At 72.3% G+C, this 19572-nt stretch carries 26 protein-coding genes; 5 read left to right on the forward strand and 21 right to left on the reverse strand.

Going from position 1 to position 19572, the window contains the following annotated elements:
- Nucleotides 1–24 precede the first annotated feature (24 nt).
- The 5 genes from OG974_RS19990 to OG974_RS20010 all read right to left on the reverse strand — a co-directional run bounded on the left by OG974_RS19990 (nt 25) and on the right by OG974_RS20010 (nt 2445).
- A complete protein-coding gene (locus tag OG974_RS19990; protein ID WP_327284061.1) occupies nt 25–372 on the reverse strand; it encodes a DUF2516 family protein in 348 nt (115 codons plus the stop codon).
- Nucleotides 373–499: 127 nt separating this feature from the next.
- Nucleotides 500–1075 carry a hypothetical protein gene (locus OG974_RS19995; protein WP_327284062.1) on the reverse strand — a complete coding sequence of 192 codons (576 nt, stop codon included), beginning with the start codon at nt 1073–1075 and terminating at the stop codon, nt 500–502.
- Between the two features lie 25 nt (nt 1076–1100).
- Nucleotides 1101–1493, reverse strand: coding sequence for a helix-turn-helix transcriptional regulator (locus tag OG974_RS20000; RefSeq protein ID WP_327284063.1), 393 nt, complete (start codon nt 1491–1493; stop codon nt 1101–1103).
- A gap of 81 nt (nt 1494–1574) precedes the next feature.
- Nucleotides 1575–1991 carry a VOC family protein gene (locus OG974_RS20005; protein WP_327284064.1) on the reverse strand — a complete coding sequence of 139 codons (417 nt, stop codon included), beginning with the start codon at nt 1989–1991 and terminating at the stop codon, nt 1575–1577.
- A 10-nt stretch (nt 1992–2001) separates the two neighbouring features.
- A complete protein-coding gene (locus OG974_RS20010; protein WP_371646867.1) occupies nt 2002–2445 on the reverse strand; it encodes a helix-turn-helix transcriptional regulator in 444 nt (147 codons plus the stop codon).
- Between the two features lie 167 nt (nt 2446–2612).
- On the opposite strand from OG974_RS20010, the gene OG974_RS20015 reads away from it, so the two are divergent.
- A complete protein-coding gene (locus tag OG974_RS20015) occupies nt 2613–3152 on the forward strand; it encodes a hypothetical protein (RefSeq protein ID WP_327284066.1) in 540 nt (179 codons plus the stop codon).
- 16 nt (nt 3153–3168) lie between these two features.
- Nucleotides 3169–3510 carry a deoxyxylulose-5-phosphate synthase gene (locus tag OG974_RS20020; protein WP_329313871.1) on the forward strand — a complete coding sequence of 114 codons (342 nt, stop codon included), beginning with the start codon at nt 3169–3171 and terminating at the stop codon, nt 3508–3510.
- Between the two features lie 18 nt (nt 3511–3528).
- On the opposite strand, the gene OG974_RS20025 is transcribed toward OG974_RS20020, so the two are convergent.
- From OG974_RS20025 to OG974_RS20035, 3 genes are all read right to left on the reverse strand, one after another.
- On the reverse strand, nt 3529–4305 hold the full coding sequence (locus OG974_RS20025) for a putative protein N(5)-glutamine methyltransferase (RefSeq protein WP_329316394.1): 777 nt from the start codon (nt 4303–4305) through the stop codon (nt 3529–3531).
- A 42-nt stretch (nt 4306–4347) separates the two neighbouring features.
- On the reverse strand, nt 4348–5592 hold the full coding sequence (locus OG974_RS20030) for a GNAT family N-acetyltransferase (RefSeq protein ID WP_327284068.1): 1245 nt from the start codon (nt 5590–5592) through the stop codon (nt 4348–4350).
- Between the two features lie 69 nt (nt 5593–5661).
- Nucleotides 5662–6255, reverse strand: a complete 594-nt coding sequence (locus tag OG974_RS20035) for an AmfC protein (RefSeq protein WP_327284069.1) — start codon at nt 6253–6255, stop codon at nt 5662–5664.
- 161 nt (nt 6256–6416) lie between these two features.
- On the opposite strand from OG974_RS20035, the gene dtd reads away from it, so the two are divergent.
- A complete protein-coding gene (gene dtd / locus OG974_RS20040; RefSeq protein ID WP_327284070.1) occupies nt 6417–6842 on the forward strand; it encodes a D-aminoacyl-tRNA deacylase in 426 nt (141 codons plus the stop codon).
- 5 nt (nt 6843–6847) lie between these two features.
- On the opposite strand, the gene OG974_RS20045 is transcribed toward dtd, so the two are convergent.
- From OG974_RS20045 to OG974_RS20105, 13 genes are all read right to left on the reverse strand, one after another.
- Nucleotides 6848–7816: a folate-binding protein gene (locus OG974_RS20045; protein WP_327284071.1), complete on the reverse strand. Its 969-nt coding sequence runs from the start codon at nt 7814–7816 to the stop codon at nt 6848–6850.
- A 33-nt stretch (nt 7817–7849) separates the two neighbouring features.
- Nucleotides 7850–8305 carry a transcriptional repressor gene (locus tag OG974_RS20050; protein ID WP_327284072.1) on the reverse strand — a complete coding sequence of 152 codons (456 nt, stop codon included), beginning with the start codon at nt 8303–8305 and terminating at the stop codon, nt 7850–7852.
- A gap of 90 nt (nt 8306–8395) precedes the next feature.
- The gene (locus tag OG974_RS20055) at nt 8396–8968 is read right to left on the reverse strand and encodes an FABP family protein (RefSeq protein WP_030718398.1); all 573 of its coding nucleotides are present in this window, start codon (nt 8966–8968) and stop codon (nt 8396–8398) included.
- 273 nt (nt 8969–9241) lie between these two features.
- Complete coding sequence (locus tag OG974_RS20060; protein ID WP_371643948.1) at nt 9242–10171, reverse strand: hypothetical protein; 930 nt, start codon at nt 10169–10171, stop codon at nt 9242–9244.
- Nucleotides 10168–11010, reverse strand: a complete 843-nt coding sequence (locus OG974_RS20065) for a hypothetical protein (protein ID WP_329313876.1) — start codon at nt 11008–11010, stop codon at nt 10168–10170. Before OG974_RS20065 ends, OG974_RS20060 begins: the two co-directional genes overlap by 4 nt.
- On the reverse strand, nt 11007–11780 hold the full coding sequence (locus OG974_RS20070) for a hypothetical protein (RefSeq protein WP_371643950.1): 774 nt from the start codon (nt 11778–11780) through the stop codon (nt 11007–11009). Before OG974_RS20070 ends, OG974_RS20065 begins: the two co-directional genes overlap by 4 nt.
- A gap of 114 nt (nt 11781–11894) precedes the next feature.
- Nucleotides 11895–12158, reverse strand: a complete 264-nt coding sequence (locus OG974_RS20075) for a DUF3099 domain-containing protein (RefSeq protein WP_327284076.1) — start codon at nt 12156–12158, stop codon at nt 11895–11897.
- A 112-nt stretch (nt 12159–12270) separates the two neighbouring features.
- Nucleotides 12271–12561, reverse strand: a complete 291-nt coding sequence (locus OG974_RS20080) for a DUF1416 domain-containing protein (protein ID WP_327284077.1) — start codon at nt 12559–12561, stop codon at nt 12271–12273.
- Between the two features lie 68 nt (nt 12562–12629).
- Entirely contained in the window at nt 12630–13475 is an 846-nt protein-coding gene (locus OG974_RS20085) for a sulfurtransferase (protein ID WP_327284078.1), read from the reverse strand.
- Between the two features lie 209 nt (nt 13476–13684).
- Complete coding sequence (locus OG974_RS20090; protein ID WP_350875872.1) at nt 13685–13774, reverse strand: Ms5788A family Cys-rich leader peptide; 90 nt, start codon at nt 13772–13774, stop codon at nt 13685–13687.
- A gap of 156 nt (nt 13775–13930) precedes the next feature.
- Nucleotides 13931–14641 carry a DUF2993 domain-containing protein gene (locus tag OG974_RS20095; protein ID WP_327284079.1) on the reverse strand — a complete coding sequence of 237 codons (711 nt, stop codon included), beginning with the start codon at nt 14639–14641 and terminating at the stop codon, nt 13931–13933.
- Between the two features lie 93 nt (nt 14642–14734).
- A complete protein-coding gene (locus tag OG974_RS20100) occupies nt 14735–16504 on the reverse strand; it encodes a hypothetical protein (protein WP_371643953.1) in 1770 nt (589 codons plus the stop codon).
- A 10-nt stretch (nt 16505–16514) separates the two neighbouring features.
- A complete protein-coding gene (locus OG974_RS20105; protein ID WP_054222580.1) occupies nt 16515–16769 on the reverse strand; it encodes a MoaD/ThiS family protein in 255 nt (84 codons plus the stop codon).
- A gap of 459 nt (nt 16770–17228) precedes the next feature.
- Here OG974_RS20105 and OG974_RS20110 point away from each other — a divergent pair, with 459 nt between their 5' ends.
- Together OG974_RS20110 and OG974_RS20115 are read left to right on the forward strand one after the other, a co-directional pair.
- On the forward strand, nt 17229–18032 hold the full coding sequence (locus tag OG974_RS20110; protein WP_327284080.1) for a response regulator transcription factor: 804 nt from the start codon (nt 17229–17231) through the stop codon (nt 18030–18032).
- Between the two features lie 24 nt (nt 18033–18056).
- A complete protein-coding gene (locus OG974_RS20115) occupies nt 18057–19079 on the forward strand; it encodes a LacI family DNA-binding transcriptional regulator (protein ID WP_327284081.1) in 1023 nt (340 codons plus the stop codon).
- The last annotated feature ends 493 nt before the right edge of the window (nt 19080–19572 follow it).

The raw sequence follows: 19572 nt of genomic DNA on the forward strand, positions 1-19572 counted from the left end.
AGTGTCCGGGTCGCCCCGCCTGCGCTAGCGGCCGCCGTTGTACGGGCCGTACGGGCCGTCGCTGCTGCTGCCGCCGCTGCGGCGGCCGCCCCGTCCGCCGCCCGAGACCTGCTTGAGGGCCGGGCGTACGTCGACGAGGAACACGATGGTCGCGACGAGGCCGGCGATCTCCAGGAAGAGCATTCCGAGGAAGAAGTCCACCACCACGGTCACGCCGAGGATGACCAGCCAGAACGTCTTGCTCTGCTTGTCGGCGGCCCGGTACGCGTCCTCCCGCGCCAGCAGTGCGAAGACGAAGGCCACGACGGCCAGTGCCAGCATGGCGAAGCCGAGCAGCGGAAGCACGCCGTTGTCGAACCCGTTCATCAACATCGCCTTGACCGCCTTCTCACGCTACGCACGCCCGATGTGCCGCCTGTCTCCACGCTACCGGGAGAGCGGCTCTCGCAGACAACAACGGGCCGGACACCCTTCAGGTGCCCGGCCCGCCCACACCGAATCAGCTTTCGTCGGCCGTCACGGTGGCGGCCTTCTTCGTGTTGTTCTTGCGCACCACGGTCCGGCGGACGGCCGGCTTCTCCTCGTCGGAGCCCGCGGCCTCGCCCTCGGCCGACGCCTTTGCCGGGGCGTCGGCGGGGGCGGCCGGCTCGACGGCGACCGCGATGTCGACGATCTCCTCGGAGACCTCGCCCCGCCACGTGCGCACGGTCTGCTCGCCGTGCTCGGCGACCTTGTCGTAGGTCTCCTTGGCGCGCACGGCGTACTCGGCGGCCACGCCGACGCCGCGCAGTGCCAGGTCCTGGGCGGTCTCCCCGAGCTTCTTCGGGTCGATCGCGGTCAGTACCTCGGCGAACTTGGCGGTGACCGCCTCCTGCGCCTCCCGCGCCTTCTCCTGCACGATCTTCGGGTCGGTGTTCTTCACGGCCTCGATGCGCGCGGGGGCCTCTGCGCGCAGCTGCTCGATCAGCCCGGGCACCTTCTTGGCCTGCTGCACCGCGAGGTCGGCGGTGCCGGCGGCGAAGTAGAGCGGAGTCGGGTCGGTGAGGGTCTTCTTCAGGTCATCGGCGATGGCCATGTGGCTGGTCCTCCCGGATCACAGTTCAGTTCGTAGGGTGCATCACGTCGTCCGCGCCGGCCGGGTCGGCCTCGGTCGCGTTCTCCTTGCGGAACGAGTCGTAGATCTGGAGCAGCACCTGCTTCTGCCGCTCGTTGATGGACGGGTCGCCGAGTATGGCGGCCCGCGTCTCGACCTCGTCGCGGTCCCGCTCGTCGAGGATCCCGGCCTGCACGTACAGCGTCTCCGCGGAGATCCGCAGCGCCTTGGCGAGCTGCTGGAGGATGTCCGCGCTCGGCTTGCGCAGCCCGCGCTCGATCTGGCTCAGGTACGGATTCGACACCCCCGCGGCATCGGCGAGCTGCCGCAGCGAGAGCTGGGCCTGCCGCCGCTGTTCGCGGAGGTATTCGCCGAGATTTCCGACGTTGAGCGATGCCATGCCCCGATCCTGCCGGACGCTGCTAACTATTGCAAGCGCCTGCTTGCAAAATCACCCACGTGCGGCTCCACCGGGCGCGCCTCACCGGGGGCGCGGCTGGTTGATGCGCAGCATGTTGCCGGCCGGGTCGCGGAAGGCGCAGTCGCGGACCCCGTAGGGCTGGTCCACCGGTTCCTGGAGCACCTCGCCGCCCGCGGCCCGGATGCGCTCGAAGGCGGCGTCGACGTCGTCGGTGGAGAAGATCACGCCGCGCAGCATGCCCTTGGCCAGCAGCTCGGCCATCGCCTGCCGGTCGGCGGGCGCGGCGTTCGGGTTCGCGGCCGGCGGTTCGAGGACGATCTCCACGTCCGGCTGCGCGGGCGAGCCGACGGTCACCCAGCGCATCCCCTCGAACGCCACGTCGTTGCGGACCTCAAGGCCGAGGGCGTCACGGTAGAAGGCGAGCGCCTTGTCGTGGTCGTCGACCGCGATGAAGCACTGGGACAGCTTGATTTCCATGCATCCGACGCTAAGCGCGGCCGGAGGTTTCCGCTTCCCCGCTCGGACCGCTCCCGCTCGGACCGCTCCCGCCCGGCCCGCTCTCGCCCGGCCCGCTCTCGCCCGGCCCGTTCCTGACCGGCCGGGTGAGGATCTTGGCGATGCACGCCGGAATGGCCGCGCCCGGTTCATGACTGCGGGCCCGGTACGCGCTCGGGCTCTCGCCGACCAGCTCGGTGAAGCGCGAGCTGAACGAACCCAGCGAGGTGCAGCCGACCTCGAAGCAGACCTCGGTCACGCTCAGGTCGCCCCGCCGCAGCAGCGCCTTGGCCCGCTCGACGCGGCGGGTCATCAGGTAGCTGTACGGGGTCTCCCCGAACGCGGCCCGGAAGCTGCGGGAGAAGTGCCCCGGCGACATGAGGGCGACGCGCGCCAATGCCGGCACGTCCAGGGGCTGCGCGTACTCGCGGTCCATCATGTCCCGGGCCCGGCGCAGCCGTACGAGGTCCTCAAGCGTCACCCCGCCAGCGTAAGGCGGTGGCGGCGGTGGCGGGAGACCGTGACAGCCGCGAGCGGGACCCGCCGTCCCGCCGGCCCGTGAACTCGTTGGCCGGGCCGCCGTGTTGTCCGTACGCTCGCAGGATGTCCGCACCCGAGAACATCGAGGCCTGGGACCGGGTCGAGTCCCGCCCGGACCTCGTCGCCTACCTGCTCCTGCTGGCGGCCGAGGACGAGCACGGCCGGGCGCACCGGGGCGTCGACGGCTTCCTCTGGGGCTGGGTGACGGTACTGGACCGGCACCTCGACGGCACCGCCGTGCTCGGCGGCGGCTGGCGCGGGCTGGCCTGCCAGCTGTACCGGGCGCGCACGGCCGAGCCGCGCCCCGACGCGGCGCTCGCCGAGCCCGCCACGGACGAGGACGCGGTGTCGGACGCGGCGCAGCTGCGCCGGTACGTGGCGACGCTGGCCGTGGACTTCGCCCGCGACCGGCGGGAGCTGCGCGCCCGTGCCGCGCGCGGCCTGTGGGCCGGCGACGGCGGGAGCTGGGCGCACGGCACCGCGGACGCGTGGTTCGACGGTTGGGCCTCGTGGCTCGCGGCGACGCCCTTCGCGCACGAACTGGAGCCGGTCGGATGGCGGTCGATCGCCGAACAGCTCGGCGCCGCACGGATCTACGAGTAGGAGGCGGGTCAGTTCCATGCCCCATCGGTTCGCTCACGTCTGCACGGCCTGCCGGATCTCGCTCAAGCGGGACAGGTACGACGAGCGGGGCCAGGAGCTCGGACACCGGTGTCCGCGGTGCCGGAGGGCACTGGTGCACGCCGGTGATTCCTTCGAGGCGCCGCCGCGTCGGGACGTCGCCGCGTGGCGCGTGGTCGCCGTACTGCTGGACGCCGGGATCGGCTTCCAGCAGGCCTGCTGCGGCTGCGGGCCCGGCTACCGGCCCCGCAGCCTGCGCGAGGTCCGGGAGCGGGCGCGGTGGGCGCGCCGGACCGGCCGGTCCCTCGCCGGGGCCCTGGTGTCCGCCGACCTTCCCTAAGCCTTCCCTAGGCCTTCCCTAGGCCGCGCGGGTCCCGATCACGATCGTTGCGCACAGCTCCTCCGAGGTGGCCGCGCGGACCGCCAGGCCCGCCGCCGAGAGGGCCGAGGCCGTCTGCGGGGACTGCCTGGCGCTCGTCTCGATCAGCAGCCGGCCGCCCGGAGCCAGCCAGGGCAGGGCCCCGGCCGCGACCCGGCGGTGGATGTCCAGGCCGTCCGCGCCACCGTCCAGGGACGTCAGCGGCTCGTGTTCACGGGCCTCCGGGGGCAGCAGCCCGATCTCCTGGGTCGGTACGTACGGGGCATTGACCACCAGGAGGTCCACCCGGCCGCGCAGCGAGTCGGGGAGCGCCGCGTACAGGTCGCCCTGGTGGACCTGCCCGCCGTACGGGGTCACGTTGAGCCGTGCGTACGCCAGCGCCGCCGGGTCGATGTCCGCGGCGTGCAGTTCCACTCGGGGGCCGAGCTGCGCCGCCACCGCCGCGCCCAGCGCGCCGACCCCGCAGCACAGGTCCAGTACGACGGCGTCGGGCCGGGCCAGGGACACCGCCTCCTGCACCAGGAACTCGGTGCGCCGGCGCGGTACGAACGCACCCTCTCCCACGCGCACGCGCAGTCCGCAGAACTCCGCCCATCCGACGACGTGTTCCAGGGGTTCGCCGCCGGCCCGGCGGGCCACCAGGTCCGCCAGGTGCCCCTCGTCCTCGGCGGCCGCCGACAGCAGTTGCGCTTCTTCCTCGGCGAACACGCAGCCCGCCGCACGCAGGGTTTCCACAATCGAAGCCACGTGGCTCAGTCCGCTCCTCGGTTCGTACTCCAACAGGACAAGACTGCGGGGTCAGAAGACGTCCGGGCACCACGGGCGCCGTGCGGTGCGGAACACCGCGTCCGCCAGCGCCAGCGCCCCCGGCCGTTCCTCCGCGATCCGGCCGAGCGCGCCGAGGCGCACCGCCGATTCGTCGCCGAGGTAGAGGGAGCCCAGCGCGGAGGCGTCGAGGCGCAGGTCCGCCGGGTCCTCGGTGGGCGTGCACTTCCCGGTGCCCGCGTCGAGCCGGTAGCGGCCGGCGGCCGGCCCCGCCGGGTCCGTCACGTCCAGTACGAGGACTCCGGGCACGGCGTACGTCCGCGCGCCCAGCGCCCGTGCGACGTCCAGGAGGCGCACCCACAGGAAGTCGGAGGCCGTCACGATCCGGGCGGCGCGCGGGTCGGGGAGCAGCTGGGCGACGAGGTCGTCGGGGGCGCGGTAGCCGGTGCGGACCTTCAGGACCCAGTCGATGGAGCACAGGAAGTGCCACAGTGCGCGCTGCGCGTCGGGAGTGACCGCGATCAGGTCCTTGACCTGCACGGTGTTGAGCGGGACCTTGCCGTCCGTCCAGTGGTCGTCGGACGTGTACACGACGAGGCCGGCAGGCTCGCCGTCCGCCGTCCGGTACACGGCGTGGAACGCCTCCTTGTACGGCCGGGTGGAGATCTCCTCCAGGCCGGTGGCCAGGCTCCACCAGCGCGCGCTGCGGTTGACCGTGCCGGGCGAGAACGCCCGCAGCCGCTCGTGCAGCCCGGGCCCGATCGTCCGCGCCTCGGCGACGTCCACCAGCTCGATCCGGCCGCCGTCCGCGGGCCCGGACCAGCGCGGGTCGAGCCCGGTGCGGCTCACGTCGATCTCCCACTCGCAGACCGAGGCGGCGGGCCCGAACCCGTACCGCCCGTAGATCGGGTACTCGGCGGCGATCAGCGTGGACACGACGTCGCCGCGCGCCTTCGCGGCCGCCAGCTCGGTGGCCATCATCCGGTTCAGCAGGCCCTGGCGGCGGTGCGTGGGCAGCACGGCGACGTTGGTGACGGCGCTCGCGGGCACGGTCGCCCCGCCGGGGACGGTCAGCTCCTGCTCGACGGAGCGCAGGGTGGCCACGCAGCGTCCCGTGGCGTCGTCGAAAGCACCCAGCGCGCGGTGCAGGTCGGTGTGCTTGGCCCGTTGGGCGAGATCGGACTCGGTGACGCGGTCGGGCCGCAGGAAGCCGGTGGATACGGCCCTGAGCCACTCGGAGAGTTCGGATTCGGCGATCGGCCGGACGTCTGCGCTCATGACCGGCCACGCTAAACCGCCGCCCCGGCGCGAGTCGCCCGAATTACCCGCGCCGGCCGGCCGCCGGCCCTACACCAGGAGGTCGTCCACCTGTGCCTCGCCCTCCCGGTAGCGCCGGGTGATCTCCGCGCTGCAGCCGTCCGCCGTGCGCTGGAGCTGCTGCCGGCGCCGCGAGACCTGCTGTTCGTAACGCACCAACCGGCCCATCGCGTCGTGCAGCTCCCCGTCGGTCCGGGCGTCCAGGTCCGACAGCTCCACGTCGGACAGCATCTCCGCGGCCAGCAGCCGGAACTCCTCGCTGTGCGGGGTGCCGAGCGTGACGTGCCGGGCGGAGGCGCTGCGGCGCGAGGGCGCGTCGGCGAGGATCTCCGAGAGCCTGTCGACGACCGGAGGCTCCGCGGTCACCGGGGCCTGCGGGTCGGTGCGCCGGGCCAGTTCGGCGCGCAAGATGTCGATCCGGCCCTGGAGGAGTCTGCGTACGTAGCTCAGGTCGGCCTCGTCGCGCTGCGCGTCGCGGCGCAGCGTGCGCAGTTCCGGCAGTCCGAGCGCGGTGGCGGGCGTGGTCAGCGCCTGCTCCTCGCCCGTGCGCTGCGCGGGCGGTCGGGCCGCGCCTGTCGGAGTGGCCGCGGGTGATGCAGGTACGGAGGTACCAGAAGTGTTCATGTGACGTGTCCGTCCCCTCGACCGGTGCATGGGGTCTCGCCCGGCCCGTGGGACCGGTGAGAAGCACCGCCTGCGTGCATCGTGCCACTCTCCGTGGTGCCGGTGCAGTCCCACGCCACCCGATCGGCCCCTGATGGGTGCACGCCTGGTACACAGGTGGTATGCGAGCAGTGGTGCAGAGGGTGGACGGCGCGAGCGTCGTCGTGGCCGGTGAGACCGTGGGCGAGATCGTCGGCGAGGGGCTGTGCGTGCTGGTGGGCATGACCCACGACGACACCCCGGAGAAGGCGGCGCAACTGGCTCGAAAGCTGTGGTCCGTGCGGATCCTGGAGGCGGAGAAGTCCTGTAGCGACGTGAACGCGCCGCTACTGGTGATCTCCCAGTTCACGCTCTACGGAGACGCCCGCAAGGGCCGGCGCCCCACGTGGAACGCGGCGGCGCCGGGCGAGGTCGCCGAGCCGCTGGTCGACGAGGTCGTCGCGCAGCTGCGCGCGCTGGGCGCGACGGTGGAAACGGGCCGGTTCGGCGCGGACATGCGGGTCTCGCTGACCAACCACGGCCCGTTCACCATCGTCATCGACGTGTAGGACCGTTAGGGCGCTACGACGACCTCCTGCGCGGCGGCCGTCGTCCCGGCCAGCAGCGGGGCGTCGACCGGCACGTTCCGCTTGACCAGGGCGAGCGCGATCGGGCCCAGCTCGTGGTGGCGGACCGCGGTGGTCACGAAGCCCAGCTGGCGGCCCTCCTCCCCGTCCGCGGCGAGCCGGACCGGGGTGCCGTGCGCCGGCAGCAGCACCTCCGAGCCGTCGAGGTGCAGGAAGACCAGTCGGCGCGGGGGCTTGCCGAGGTTGTGGACGCGGGCCACCGTCTCCTGGCCGCGGTAGCAGCCCTTCTGGAGGTGCACGGCGGTGCCGATCCAGCCCAGCTCGTGCGGGATGGTCCGGTGGTCGGTCTCCAGGCCGAGCCGCGGCCGGTGCGCCTCGACGCGCAGGGCCTCGTACGCGAGGAGCCCGGCGGCCGGCGCGTGGGCGGCGGCGAAGGCCTCCAGCTCGGCGCGGGGCAGGAAGACGTCGCGGCCGTGCGCGGTCTCCCGTACGGCGTACTCCTCGGCGACCTCGGCGATGGAGCCGGCCGGCAGGTGCACGACGGCGAAGTCGGCGGTCCGGTCGGCGACTTCGACGCGGTAGAAGAACTTCATCGACTCCAGGTAGGCGATCAGCGCGTCCTGGGTGCCGGGCTCCACGTGCGCCCACACGGTCTCGCCGTCGTCGACGAGGTAGAGCGCGTGCTCGATGTGGCCGTTCGCGGAAAGGATCAACGCCTCGGTGGCCTGCCCGGGCGGGAGTTCCGTCAGGTGCTGGGTGAGCAGCAGGTGCAGCCAACTCAGCCGCTCCGGTCCGGTCACGGCGACGACCCCGCGGTGCGAGAGGTCGACGAAACCGCGGCCGTCGGCGAGCGCGCGCTGTTCGCCGTACAGCTCTCCGTAGTGGGCGGCGACGCCCTCGTCGCGGCCTTCGGCCGGTACGGCGCCGGGGAGATGGAGCAAGGGGCTGCTGGTCATGCCACCAAGCCTACGGCCCTGCCCGGGCCGCTCCTATGCCGGAGCGGCGTGCTGTTTGGCGGCGCACTTCTTGCACAGTCCGAAGATCGCGAAGTGCTTCATGTCGGTCTCGAAGCCGAAGGTGGCGCGGAGCTTCGCGGTGAACTCGGCGGCGATGTCCACGTCCGCCTCGATCACGTCGGTGCACTCGCGGCAGACCAGGTGGATGTGGTGGTGCCGGTCGGCGAGGTGGTACGTGGGGGCCCCGTGCCCGAGGTGGGCGTGCGAGACCAGCTTCAGCTCCTCCAGGAGCTCCAGCGTGCGGTAGACGGTGGAGACGTTGACCCCGGACGCGGTCTTGCGCACGTGGGCGAGGATCTCGTCCGGTGTCGCGTGTTCCAGCGTGTCGACGGCTTCCAGCACGAGCTGGCGCTGCGGGGTCAGCCGGTATCCGCGCTGCCGCAGGTCGCTCTTCCAGTCGGCACTCTCGGTGTCTCCGATGCTCCCCACCCGGCCAGTGTAAGCGCGCGAAGGGGACCGCGGGCTCGGCCCGCGGTCCCCTTCTTGCACGCTCTGTGGATGTCCGCCCGACTCAAGGACTCAGCGGAAGAAGGCGATGCCGTCGTCCGGCATGTCGGGGAGGTTGCGCGCCATCTCGGCAACCTCCTCGGGGGTGACGACCTTCTTGAGCTGGGCCGACATGTACGGGCGCAGCTCGACGTCCGGCGTGGCCTTCTCGCCGACCCACATCAGGTCGCTCTTGACGTAGCCGTAGAGCCGCTTGCCGCCGCTGTACGGGCCGGAGGCCGCGGTGCGCGCGACGGCGTCCGTGGCCAGGTCGATCTGCGGCTTCTGGTCGGCGAGCTCGCCGTACCAGACCTCGACGACGCCCTGGTCACGGACCATGACGATCTCGACCTTGCGGTCCTTGTCGATGCGCCAGTAGCCGGACTCGGACTCCAGCGGCCGCACCTTGTTGCCCTCGGCGTCGAGGACCCAGCTGTGGGAGGTGTACTCCAGGAAGTCCCGGCCGTCGTGGCTGAAGACGACTTCCTGGCCGAAGTTGCACTTCTCTTCACCGGGGAAGTCGAATACGCCCGCGCCCTCCCAGGTACCGAGGAGGAAGGCGAGGGGGACGAGGCCCGGGTTCAGGTCGGACGGGATCTGGATCATGAATGGCTGCTCAGGCGATCTGTGGGAGGGTTCCGGGTCCGGGTCGGCGGCCGATCGGATGATCAGCGCTGGCCCTGGTACAGCTTCTTCACTGCGAGGCCGGTGAAGGCGAGCACGCCGACGCAGACCAGGATCAGCAGGGAGGTGAAGAATGCCTCAAGCACGGGGTGCTCCTCGGAGTGATGTGGGCGTGTACGGGGCCGGTCCCCAAGCCTACTGGCCCGGGGACCGCCGCACTCCGTGAGGTAGGCCGTACGCCCCTCCGGGGGGTGATCAGCCCAGCAGCTGGCTCTGCAGGATCACCGTCTGGTGGAGGGGGACGACCGGGGCCTGCCCCTTGCGGGTCTGCAGGACCAGGGCCTGGACGTCGCCCGACTGGACGCAGCCGAACCGGACCTGCTCGTCACCCGTCGGCTTGGCCTCCTGGTAGAGCGTGACGTCGTGGGCACTGCGCCAGGAGGGGCCGGAGGCCGAACCGTCGCTGCCCAGGTCGTTGCGCTGGCTCCTCTTGACCTCGCTCCAGACCGGGTCGGCCTCCAGCACGGAGGCATTGGCCAGACCTGTTGAGATCGTGCAGCCCTTGAAGGCGTCCACGAACCCCGAGCCGTGGAAACGCAGCAGGTAGATGCGGGTGCGGGTGCCGTCCGGGGTGGTCCAGCCGCGCCCGGCGATCTGGCGCAGCCCTCCGTTCACGAGCGATGCCTTGAGCTTCTCCCGCTCGCCGGCCTGGTACTCCTCCAGGAAGGTGTCGACCGGCACCGCCTCGTCCTTCTCCAGCTTCAGCGTGGGGTCGGGGGTCGCGCCGGCGGGAGCGGGCAGCAGCAGCTGGTTCAGACCGGCGTAGTGGATGCCCTCCGGGTTGTCCTCGGCGAACGGCAACGCGGCGCCCGCGGGCAGCTCCGGCTTGACCAGTGCCGGGTACTTCCAGCGGCCGTCGTCCTTGGTGGACAGGCCGGGGACGTCGGTGCGCTCGACGCGGGTGATCCCGTACGTGACCCCCGCGCCGACGGTCGCGAAGACGAGCACCGCGGCCGTCCAGCGCAGCGCGGCGAACAGCTTGCGGCGGTCCTTGGGCACGGGCGGCGACGCGGGCGGCGCGACGGCATCGGCAGCCGGCGCGGCAGCCTCGGCGGGCGGCGCGACGGCCTCGGACCCCGCGGGCGTCCGCCCCGGGGCGGTCTCGGGGGTGTTGAGCTCGGTCACACGGACTCCCCGGGGGACTTCAGGTGGTTCAGCTGCCGCTTGAACAGGTCGGCGCCGTCGTTCGCGGAGAACGGCTTGCGCCCGTACGTCCGGAAGGCCACGAGCACGTCACCCTGGAGGGCCACGCAGTCCATGGCCTCGATCTTCTCCTTCTCTTCCACCTTTTCCTTGCCGAGGGTCTCCAGTGCGCACTTGGCGTCCGGGAAGCCGTCGATCTTCGGAGCGTCGCGGTCGCCTCCCGTCAGCTCCAGGAGCTTCTTGCTGAACTCGGAGAACTTCGCGAGGGTCTGGGGGTCGGCCTGGGTGAGGTGGATCTCCACCACCCGGTTCTCGCGGACCTGCTGGTAGCTGCGTCCGGCCATGCCCTTGAGCTTCAGGTCGCCCAGCGCCTTGTCCCGTTCCGCCCGCTGATCGCCGGACAGCCCGGAGCGGACCTCCTTGAGGGACTGGAGCGCCAGCTCGCCCGACACGTAGAAGTCGTTCCCGTCCTCGTCGAGGTCCGGGCCGGGCTCGAAGCCGGCGGGGAGCGGCAGCAGCTTGCCCGTCAGTTCGTTCGGCGGCACGGTCGGCCTCGGATCCGACGTTCCGGTCGGCCGGGGAGTCGCGTTCGCCGCGCCCCAGTAGCGGGTCGGCGCGGTGCGGTCGGCACCGGCGATCTGCCCGGCTCCCCAGAGGGCCCCGCCCGCGAGGACGGCGATACCGACTCCGCCCGCGATCAGGGCCGTGGTCCGGCGACCGCGCACCCGGGGCGCGGTGGCCGGCGTAGCGGCGGGGGCCTGCGGTTCGGGGGCAGCCGGCTCGGCCGTCACGGCGGTGGTGTCGTCCTGCGGGTCGCTCACAGCCGCTCCCACTGTCGCTTGGCGATCTCGGCGACGTCGTTCTCGTCGACGACGCCGCGGTTGTTCATGTACTCGATCTCCATGACGATGCCGTCGCGCTCGGCAACGACCCGGGCCCACCTCGACGGGAGGTAACCCGGCTTCTCCCGCTGCTCCGAGGCCACCCACAGGTGGCCGAGCTCGGCGGGCACACCGGGCAGGTCCTTGCCGTGGTTGCCCATGTATTCCTTGTCATCCAGGTAGCCGTGGGCGCCCTGGTACCAGTCGGCACCGGAGCGGTCCTTGTACTGGAAGAGCCGGATCGTGACGAAGTTCCGGTCGTCCTGTGCCCATTCCAGCTCGGCGATCCGCCGCACGCCGTGGTCGATCTGGCTGGCGAGACCGCGCCCCGGTTCCTTGTAGTAGTCCGCCGAGAACTCGTCCGGGGAACGGCTCCCCGAGTAACGGACCTGCGCCCCGGACGGGGCCTCGATCAGGAGCTTGGTCAGGTCGTCGTCCGTCTTGTGCCAGCGGCCCGCGTTGATGGTGCGGTTGCTCGTCGACCCGTTCGGCGCCTGCGGCTTCGGCTGGTCGATCTTCTGCTGCGCCAGTGGCGGCAGGGGCGTGGGCGCGCGGTCGTACTGGATCGCGTAGCCGGTGACCGTTCCCGCGAGCACGCCGAGTACGACGGCGCCGGCGATCAGGAGGACCGTGCGGCGGCGCCCGCGGGCACGGCGCGTTCCGGTCTCCTCCCCTTCCGGCTGCTCAGGGGTGGTCTGTGCGTGTTCCAAGGAAGTCCCCCCACAGGACATGAAGGCATCGGGTGATCACCCGTGCACACGCATGACATGTACAAGAAGGGGGTGGTTGTACGCGCGCTTATTACATTCTTATCTCGCGGCGTTTCAGTCCTTGGGACGCCGCTTTCCGTCCAGTTCGTCCCACCACTCGTCGGACTTCGGATCGCCCGAGGGGTCGTCCCACCAGCGGTCTTCCGGCCCTCGCCGGTTCGCGACCATCGCGGCGACCGGCGGGATGACCATGGCGACCACGCACAGGGCCACGGCCGCCTCGACCGAGAACAGCCGCACGAAGGACCAGGCGGACACGAACAGGAAGACGCATCCGCCCATGAGCAGGAAATAGACGCGGCGCCGCCGGGCGTACATGCCTCCAGGGTAGGGCCGCGGCCGGACGGCGCGAAGGGCCGCACCCCGTTCCAGTGGCGTCCAACCCCCTGGGGTGCGGCCCTCCGGCCGGTCATTCGGGCGTGCGGTGCTCTCAGACCGCGATCGCCACGTCCGTCACGCCGCCGGCCTCGGCCACGACCACGGCGCGGTCCGCCTGGGCGCCGGGGACCAGCGCGCGCAGGGTCCACGTGCCGGTCGCCGCGTAGAAGCGGAACTGGCCGGTCGCCGAGGTCGGGACCTCGGCCGTGAACTCGCCGGTCGAGTCGAGCAGGCGCACGTACCCGCTGACGGGCTCGCCGTCCTTGGTCACCTGGCCCTGGATGGCGGTCTCACCGGGCTTGAGCGTCGCGAGGTCGGGCCCGCCGATCTGTGCTCCACACATGTTCTCTGTCCTGTCCTAGAGAGGTCGTACTACGAAGGGCGTCGCGTGCCCGGTCGTGGTCGGTCTGGTTACTTGTTGGCGCCGAGCTCGATCGGCACGCCGACCAGGGAGCCGTACTCGGTCCAGGAGCCGTCGTAGTTCTTGACGTTCTCCTGGCCCAGGAGCTCGTGCAGCACGAACCAGGTCAGCGCGGAGCGCTCACCGATGCGGCAGTACGCGATGGTGTCCTTCGACAGGTCGACCTGCTCGGCCTCGTAGAGGGCCGTCAGCTCCTCGTCGGACTTGAAGGTGCCGTCGTCGTTGGCGTTCTTCGACCACGGGATGTTGCGGGCGCTCGGCACGTGGCCGGGGCGCTGCGACTGCTCCTGCGGGAGGTGCGCCGGGGCGAGCAGCTTGCCGGAGAACTCGTCGGGCGAGCGGACGTCCACGAGGTTCTGGGCGCCGATCGCGGCCACGACGTCGTCGCGGAAGGCGCGGATCGAGGCGTCCTGCGCCTTGGCCTCGTACTGGGTGGCCGGGCGGTTCGGGACCTCGGTGCCGTCGACCAGGTCGCGGGAGTCGAGCTCCCACTTCTTGCGGCCGCCGTCGAGGAGGCGGACGTCCTGGTGGCCGTAGAGCTTGAAGTACCAGTAGGCGTAGGACGCGAACCAGTTGTTGTTGCCGCCGTAGAGGACGACGGTGTCGTCGTTGGAGATGCCCTTGGCGGAGAGGAGCTTCTCGAAGCCCTCCTGGTCCACGAAGTCGCGGCGGACCGGGTCCTGGAGGTCCTGCTTCCAGTCGATCCGGACGGCGTTGGTGATGTGGTTCTTGTCGTAGGCGGACGTGTCCTCGTCCACCTCGACGATGACGACGTTGGCGTCGTTCAGGTGGGCCTCGACCCAGTCGGCGTCGACGAGGACGTCGCTGCGGCTCATGGTGTTCTCCTCCGGGGCAGTGTGCGGCGGGGCGTGCCGTGCAGGTGCAGGTGCTGCGGGGCGTTCTGCGGGTGCTGCTGGTGCGTGCCGTTGCGGGCGGCGTCCTCGGGCACTGGGCGGGGAGGCTTCAGTGGGCAGGAGGGGGCGGCTGCGGTGCGGTCACGCGGGAAGGACGGTCGTCCGGTTGATGGAGCGGGAACGCTCACAGGTCACATGGATCGACAGAGCATGGCGGCGACGCGACACAGGTCTACTGCCCGTCGCTTCGTGAGGTCCGCCTGCTGATGCTTCATAGCCATGGATCGTAGGGACGAATCGGCCGCCCTGTCACCGGCGTGTCATATTCCGAGACAGGATCGTCCGAATAGTGGGATGCATATGCCCCCGGGCAGCTGCCGCACCGCCTCCGGGGGCCTTCGTACGGCCCGTCCTTCTGCGGATCGGACCGTCCTGTCTCACGATCCGGCCAGCGCCACGTCCGAGCCGGTCAGCGTGAGGTGAACGCCGGCCTCGTCCGAGGTCAGCGCGGTCAGCCGGAGCCCGGCCGGCAGGCTGCCGTCGAGCCGCTGGTCGAAGTCGGTCTTCTTGCGGACCGCGCCCTCGACCCCGGGCAGGCCCGCGCCGGGCACGTCGTCGGCCCGGACCCGGACCATCTTTCCGCCGCCCGGGGCGTCCACGAGCGCAACGGTCGACACCACGCTGGGGGCGAGCCTGCGGCCGAGGACCTCCACGGCCGCCGTGACCTTCACCTTGCCCGGCGCCCCGCCGTAGGTCACCGTCACGCCCTTGTCCGAGGCCTCGGTCAGGTCCCGGTACGTGACGAGGGCCGTGCCCTCGGCCTGCCGCGCGGTGCCCCCGCTGTAGTCGCCGTTCAGCTTCACGCCGCGGAAGGAGGCGTCGAGCCGCGAGAGGCGCGTCTTGCGGCCGTCCGACACGGCCTCGACGCCGTCCAGTTTCACGTCGACCTGGTCGAGGTCGTGGTTGAGCGCCTGGGTCAGGAACGGGAAGCCGTGGATGTCCACCTCCACGGACCCCGCGAGGCCCTGGCGGGCCTGGATGCGCTCGGCCAGCCGGTTCTCGGCGTAGTTCACCGCCCAGCGGTCGACGCCGGCGAACAGCGCCCCCAGCACCACTCCGATGATCACAACGACACGCAGGAACCGCACGTGCCCCACCCCCTGTAGATCGGTACGTGCGTTCTAGTGGACCATGGTCGGCCGCCGGCCGGCGGCCGACCATGGTCCACGGCGCGTCCGCCGTCAGCCCACCACCCGGCCGATCAGGTACACGGCGGGAGCGGCGGCAGCCAGCGGCAGCGCGACACCGGCCGTCATGTGGACGAACTTGGACGGGTAGTCGTACGCGGCCACCCGCAGCCCGATCAGGGCGCACGCACCGGCGGCCAGCCCGACCAGGGCCCCGCCCGCACCCACGGAGGTCAGTCCGCCGACCGCGATGCCGGCCCCGGCGGCAGCGGCCAGCGAGACGCCGACGGAAGCCGGGGTCGGCAGCGGCAGCGCGCGGGTGAAGACGGCGACGGCGACGGCGGCCGCACCGACGCTGACGGCGGCGGAGTCGGCCGCCAGGTAGCCGGCGCAGACGATGGCGAGCGCGGCGGAGGCCACGGAGGCCATCAGCCCGTACATCCGCTCGTCGGGGTCGGCGTGGCTGCGCAACTGGAGGACCAGCGTGAGCAACACCCAGGCCCCGAGGGTGCCGATGATCGCGCCGGGGCCGTACGTGTCGTCGACGGCGAGCACGGCGCCGTCGGCGACGAGGGCCCCGAGGAAGGCGAGGGCGATGCCCTGGCGGGCGGGCCACATGCCGTTGAGCCGGAACCAGCCGCCCGCGGTGAGCCCCTGGAGGACGACCAGCGGAGCGAGCAGCGCGAGGTCCCCGAGGGCGGCGGCACCGGCCAGCAGCAGCCCGAGGGCAGCGGTCAGCACGGCCGGCTGCGGACCGGGGTCGATGATCGGCGACCGGCCTTCGGCTCGGGCCTGGGCGGGGTCGACGGCGCGCAGGGTGTTCCCGCCGAGGGTGGGCGGCGAGTACTCGGGCGCCTCGCCCGGAACCTCGATGCCGAGGGGGGCTGCGGGGGCGGCCTGGGCTGCGGGGGCGGCCTGCTGCGCGGCCGGGGCGGCCGGCTCCCCGGGGCCCGGGTACGGCGGCAGGTAGGCCGTCTGCTCGGCGGCGCCGGCGCCCGCCGGAGCCGCGGCCTGGGGCGGGAGGTAGGCCGTCTGCTCGGCGGCGGAGCCCTCGCTCCAGGACGCGCCGGAGCCACCCGTCTGCGCCCAGTCGGCGGCAGGGGCCGGAGCGGGGGCTGCGGGCGCCTCGTCCCGGAACCAGCCTTCGGGAGCGACGGGCTGCGGCTCGGGCGCGGCGGGGCCGGGGTAGGGCGGCAGGTACGCGGTCTCGGCCGCCGCGGCGGCCGACTGCGGCTCAGGCATGGCGGGGCCGGGGTAGGGCGGCAGGTACGCGGTCTCGGCCGCCGCGGCGGCCGACTGCGGCTCAGGCATGGCGGGGCCCGGGTACGGCGGCAGGTACGCGGTCTCCGCCGCCGCGGCGGGAGCGGGGACGGCGGCCTGCGGGGACCAGCCCGGGGCCTCGTTCCGGAACCAGCCCTCGGGAGCGGCCGACTGCGACTGCGGCTGCGGATCGGCCGCGGCCTGGCCCGGGCCCGGATAGGGCGGCAGGTACGCGGTCTGCTCGGCGGCGGCTGCGGAGCCGTCCGGCCACGGCACGCCGACGGCACCGCCCCCGGTCCAGTCCTGGGGGGCGGCCGGGGCCTGCGGGGCCGGGGCCTCGTCCCGGAACCAGCCCTCGGGTGCCACCGGCTGGCCGGGCAGCGCGCCCAGGGGCGGCTGTACGGGCTCGACCGGCTGCACCGGCTGGATCTCCTGCACCGGCTGCACCGGCTGGTAGCCGGTGTCCCAGGTGTCGGACTGCCAGGTCTGGGTCCCGTACGGGTCCTGCTGGTACTGCTGCTGGTGCTGCTGGTGGTGCTGCTGTTGTTCCTCGGGGGTACTCATCGGTTTCCGCTCACCCGCCCGCGAACGGCGGGAGCACCTCGACGGTGCCCCCCTCGGTCAGCGGAACGGCATCGTGCGGGCGCTTGCCCACGGGCTCGTCGTTCACGAGGAAGGAGCAGCGCTGCAGGACCCGGGTCAGCTCCCCGGGGTGGCGTTCCCGCACGGCGTCGAGCGCCTCGGCCAGTGTCTGCGCCGAGTACGGCTCCTCCGCCGTCTTGGCCGCGGCCTTGGCCGCCGCCCAGTAGCGGATGGTTCCGGTTGCCACTGCTGCTCCCATCGTCGGCTCTCTACCGTCGGCCTCCATGATGACCCCTCCCGCCCACGGGTCCGGCGTGCCTCCGCGCGCCCCGTGTGCGCCCGGGCGGCCCGCCGTACGTCCATCGATCCGGTGAAACCGGGGCATAAGCCGGGCGTAAGGGTGGCAGGAACCACAGAAGAGGCTGCGGCCGAGCCTCGGCCCCGCACCGGCGGGTGGGCTATTCTGCTGGCGAGAGGATCCGGGCAACGTTGCCCCCGGGTCCTTTTGTGCTTTCAGCACGTTGAACGGACCGACAACAGTGGTGTCCGCCGGGCCTCAGGGCGCGGGGACCGGCAGGCCGCCACGACCGCACCACGCACCACGTACGAAGCAGTACCGCGAAAGTCCTCGACGGGACCGAGGAGGAACCGACGTGATGGACCAGCGAACCGTGCAAGACCGCTCGACCTGGGCAGGTGGACGGGCATGAGCTCCCTCCTGCTGCTGACCAATGCCCTGCAGCCGTCCTCCGAGGTGCTGCCCGCCCTCGGCCTTCTACTGCACAACGTCCGGGTGGCCCCCGCCGAGGGCCCGGCCCTCGTGGACACCCCGGGCGCGGACGTCATCCTCGTCGACGGCCGCCGCGATCTACCGCAGGTGCGTTCGTTGTGCCAGCTGCTCCGCTCCACCGGACCCGGCTGTCCGCTGATCCTCGTCGTCACGGAGGGCGGCCTCGCCGCCGTCACCGCGGACTGGGGCATCGACGACGTCCTCCTCGACACCGCGGGCCCGGCAGAGGTCGAGGCGCGGCTGCGGCTGGCCACCGGCCGCCAGCAGCTGGGCTCCGACGACTCCCCCATGGAGATCCGCAACGGCGACCTGTCGGTCGACGAGGCGACGTACTCCGCGAAGCTGAAGGGCCGGGTCCTCGACCTCACCTTCAAGGAGTTCGAGCTCCTGAAGTACCTCGCCCAGCACCCGGGCCGAGTCTTCACCCGCGCCCAGCTCCTCCAGGAGGTCTGGGGCTACGACTACTTCGGCGGCACCCGGACGGTGGACGTCCACGTACGGCGGCTGCGCGCGAAGCTCGGCCCGGAGCACGAGTCGCTGATCGGTACGGTCCGCAACGTCGGCTATCGCTTCGTCACTCCGGAGAAGGTCGAGCGGGCGGCTGCGGAAGCCGCGGCCAAGGCCGCGGCGCAGGCCGCGGACCGGGCTTCGTCGGCCGTCCCCCGTATGGAGGAACCTCCTGTGATCGCCCAGTCGGCTGGACGGCCTGCCCAGAGGTAGGTCACCCCGCGTAGACTCCCGAGCGTGGCCAAGGTGACGCGGGATGACGTGGCGCGACTTGCGGGAACTTCTACCGCCGTCGTGAGCTATGTCATCAACAACGGACCCCGGCCGGTCGCCCCGGCCACGCGCGAGCGTGTACTCGCCGCGATCAAGGAGCTGGGCTACCGCCCGGACCGGGTCGCCCAGGCGATGGCGTCGCGGCGCACCGACCTCATAGGCATGATCGTCCCGGATGCGCGCCAGCCGTTCTTCGCGGAGATGGCGCACGCCGTCGAGCAGGCCGCCGCCGAGCGCGGAAAGATGGTCCTGGTCGGGAACTCCGACTACCGGGACGAGCGCGAGGTGCACTACCTGCGGGCCTTCCTCGGCATGCGGGTCTCGGGCCTGATCCTGGTCAGCCAGGGCATGAGCGAGCGCGCCGCCTCGGAGATCGAGGCCTGGGACGCGCGGGTGGTGCTGCTGCACGAGCGGCCGGAGGCCATCGACGACGTCGCCGTCGTCACCGACGACATCGGGGGCGCCATGCTCGCCACCCGCCACCTGCTGGAACACGGGCACGAGTACGTCGCCTGCATCGGCGGGGTGGAGAACACCCCGTCGGTCGGCGACCCGGTCGCCGACCACGTCGAGGGCTGGCGCCGGGCCATGCAGGAGTCCGGCCGCTCGGTGGAGGGGCGGCTCTTCGAAGCCCCGTACAACCGCTACGACGCGTACCGCGTGGCGCTGGAGGTGCTGTCGGGGCCGGACCGGCCGCCGGCCATCTTCTGCGCCACCGACGACCAGGCGATCGGCGTACTGCGCGCGGCGCGGGAGCTGCGCATCGACGTGCCCGGGGAGCTGGCGGTGGCCGGCTTCGACGACGTCAAGGAGGCGGCCCTGACGGACCCGCCGCTGACGACGATGGCCTCGGACCGCCCGGCGATGGCGCGCGCGGCCGTGGACCTCGTCCTGGACGACGGCCTGCGGGTGGCCGGCTCGCGCCGGGAGCGCCTGAAGCAGTTCCCGTCGGCCCTGGTCATCCGCCGCTCCTGCGGCTGCCACTAGCTCTTTGCGCGCCCCTCGCACCACTCGGCGCCCAGGGCGCCTCGCGGGCTGGGGCCCGCTGCGCCGGACTCCGTCCGGTGGCGGCCGACCAGGGCCCTGCGGTACTCCGTCCCGCCCCGTCGGCCGTCGCTTCGCCCTCCCGCACCAAGGCCGGGCCGTGCCTCCCGGTGCGTCGGTGGCCGCAGGGGCGCCGCTGCGCGCAGCCGTCCCCCACCCGCCCGTCCACCGTTCCCCGGGCGCCGCCCGGACCCGCGCCTCGAACGCCGGCGAGGCCGGGGAGGGTGGCCCGAGGCCCGCCGGGGCTGCCTGCGGGGCCGGGGAGGCCTGCCCGAGGCTGCGGGGCCGTTGAGGGGCTGGCGAGGGTGTGGCCCGGCTGCCGGGGGCTCCCGGGATCCCGAGGGTGAGAACGCGGGTTTATATCGGGCATACGAGGTTCTGTCGGGCTTCTCAGCGGGGACTCAGGAAGCTCTCATGATCCGCGGACACAGTCATA

Origin of the sequence: Streptomyces sp. NBC_00597 (assembly GCF_041431095.1) — a bacterium.
Taxonomy (GTDB): Bacteria; Actinomycetota; Actinomycetes; order Streptomycetales; family Streptomycetaceae; genus Streptomyces.

What these genes read in the sequence shown, in the direction of transcription:
- OG974_RS19990 (WP_327284061.1), bottom strand. Translation starts at nt 372, where the DNA reads ATGTTGATGAACGGGTTCGACAACGGCGTGCTTCCGCTGCTCGGCTTC.
- OG974_RS19995 (WP_327284062.1), bottom strand. Translation starts at nt 1,075, where the DNA reads ATGGCCATCGCCGATGACCTGAAGAAGACCCTCACCGACCCGACTCCG.
- OG974_RS20000 (WP_327284063.1), bottom strand. Translation starts at nt 1,493, where the DNA reads ATGGCATCGCTCAACGTCGGAAATCTCGGCGAATACCTCCGCGAACAG.
- OG974_RS20005 (WP_327284064.1), bottom strand. Translation starts at nt 1,991, where the DNA reads ATGGAAATCAAGCTGTCCCAGTGCTTCATCGCGGTCGACGACCACGAC.
- OG974_RS20010 (WP_371646867.1), bottom strand. Translation starts at nt 2,445, where the DNA reads ATGGACCGCGAGTACGCGCAGCCCCTGGACGTGCCGGCATTGGCGCGC.
- OG974_RS20015 (WP_327284066.1), top strand. Translation starts at nt 2,613, where the DNA reads ATGTCCGCACCCGAGAACATCGAGGCCTGGGACCGGGTCGAGTCCCGC.
- OG974_RS20020 (WP_329313871.1), top strand. Translation starts at nt 3,169, where the DNA reads ATGCCCCATCGGTTCGCTCACGTCTGCACGGCCTGCCGGATCTCGCTC.
- OG974_RS20030 (WP_327284068.1), bottom strand. Translation starts at nt 5,592, where the DNA reads ATGAGCGCAGACGTCCGGCCGATCGCCGAATCCGAACTCTCCGAGTGG.
- OG974_RS20035 (WP_327284069.1), bottom strand. Translation starts at nt 6,255, where the DNA reads ATGAACACTTCTGGTACCTCCGTACCTGCATCACCCGCGGCCACTCCG.
- dtd (WP_327284070.1), top strand. Translation starts at nt 6,417, where the DNA reads ATGCGAGCAGTGGTGCAGAGGGTGGACGGCGCGAGCGTCGTCGTGGCC.
- OG974_RS20045 (WP_327284071.1), bottom strand. Translation starts at nt 7,816, where the DNA reads ATGACCAGCAGCCCCTTGCTCCATCTCCCCGGCGCCGTACCGGCCGAA.
- OG974_RS20055 (WP_030718398.1), bottom strand. Translation starts at nt 8,968, where the DNA reads ATGATCCAGATCCCGTCCGACCTGAACCCGGGCCTCGTCCCCCTCGCC.
- OG974_RS20075 (WP_327284076.1), bottom strand. Translation starts at nt 12,158, where the DNA reads ATGTACGCCCGGCGGCGCCGCGTCTATTTCCTGCTCATGGGCGGATGC.
- OG974_RS20080 (WP_327284077.1), bottom strand. Translation starts at nt 12,561, where the DNA reads ATGTGTGGAGCACAGATCGGCGGGCCCGACCTCGCGACGCTCAAGCCC.
- OG974_RS20085 (WP_327284078.1), bottom strand. Translation starts at nt 13,475, where the DNA reads ATGAGCCGCAGCGACGTCCTCGTCGACGCCGACTGGGTCGAGGCCCAC.
- OG974_RS20090 (WP_350875872.1), bottom strand. Translation starts at nt 13,774, where the DNA reads ATGGCTATGAAGCATCAGCAGGCGGACCTCACGAAGCGACGGGCAGTA.
- OG974_RS20100 (WP_371643953.1), bottom strand. Translation starts at nt 16,504, where the DNA reads ATGAGTACCCCCGAGGAACAACAGCAGCACCACCAGCAGCACCAGCAG.
- OG974_RS20110 (WP_327284080.1), top strand. Translation starts at nt 17,229, where the DNA reads ATGAGCTCCCTCCTGCTGCTGACCAATGCCCTGCAGCCGTCCTCCGAG.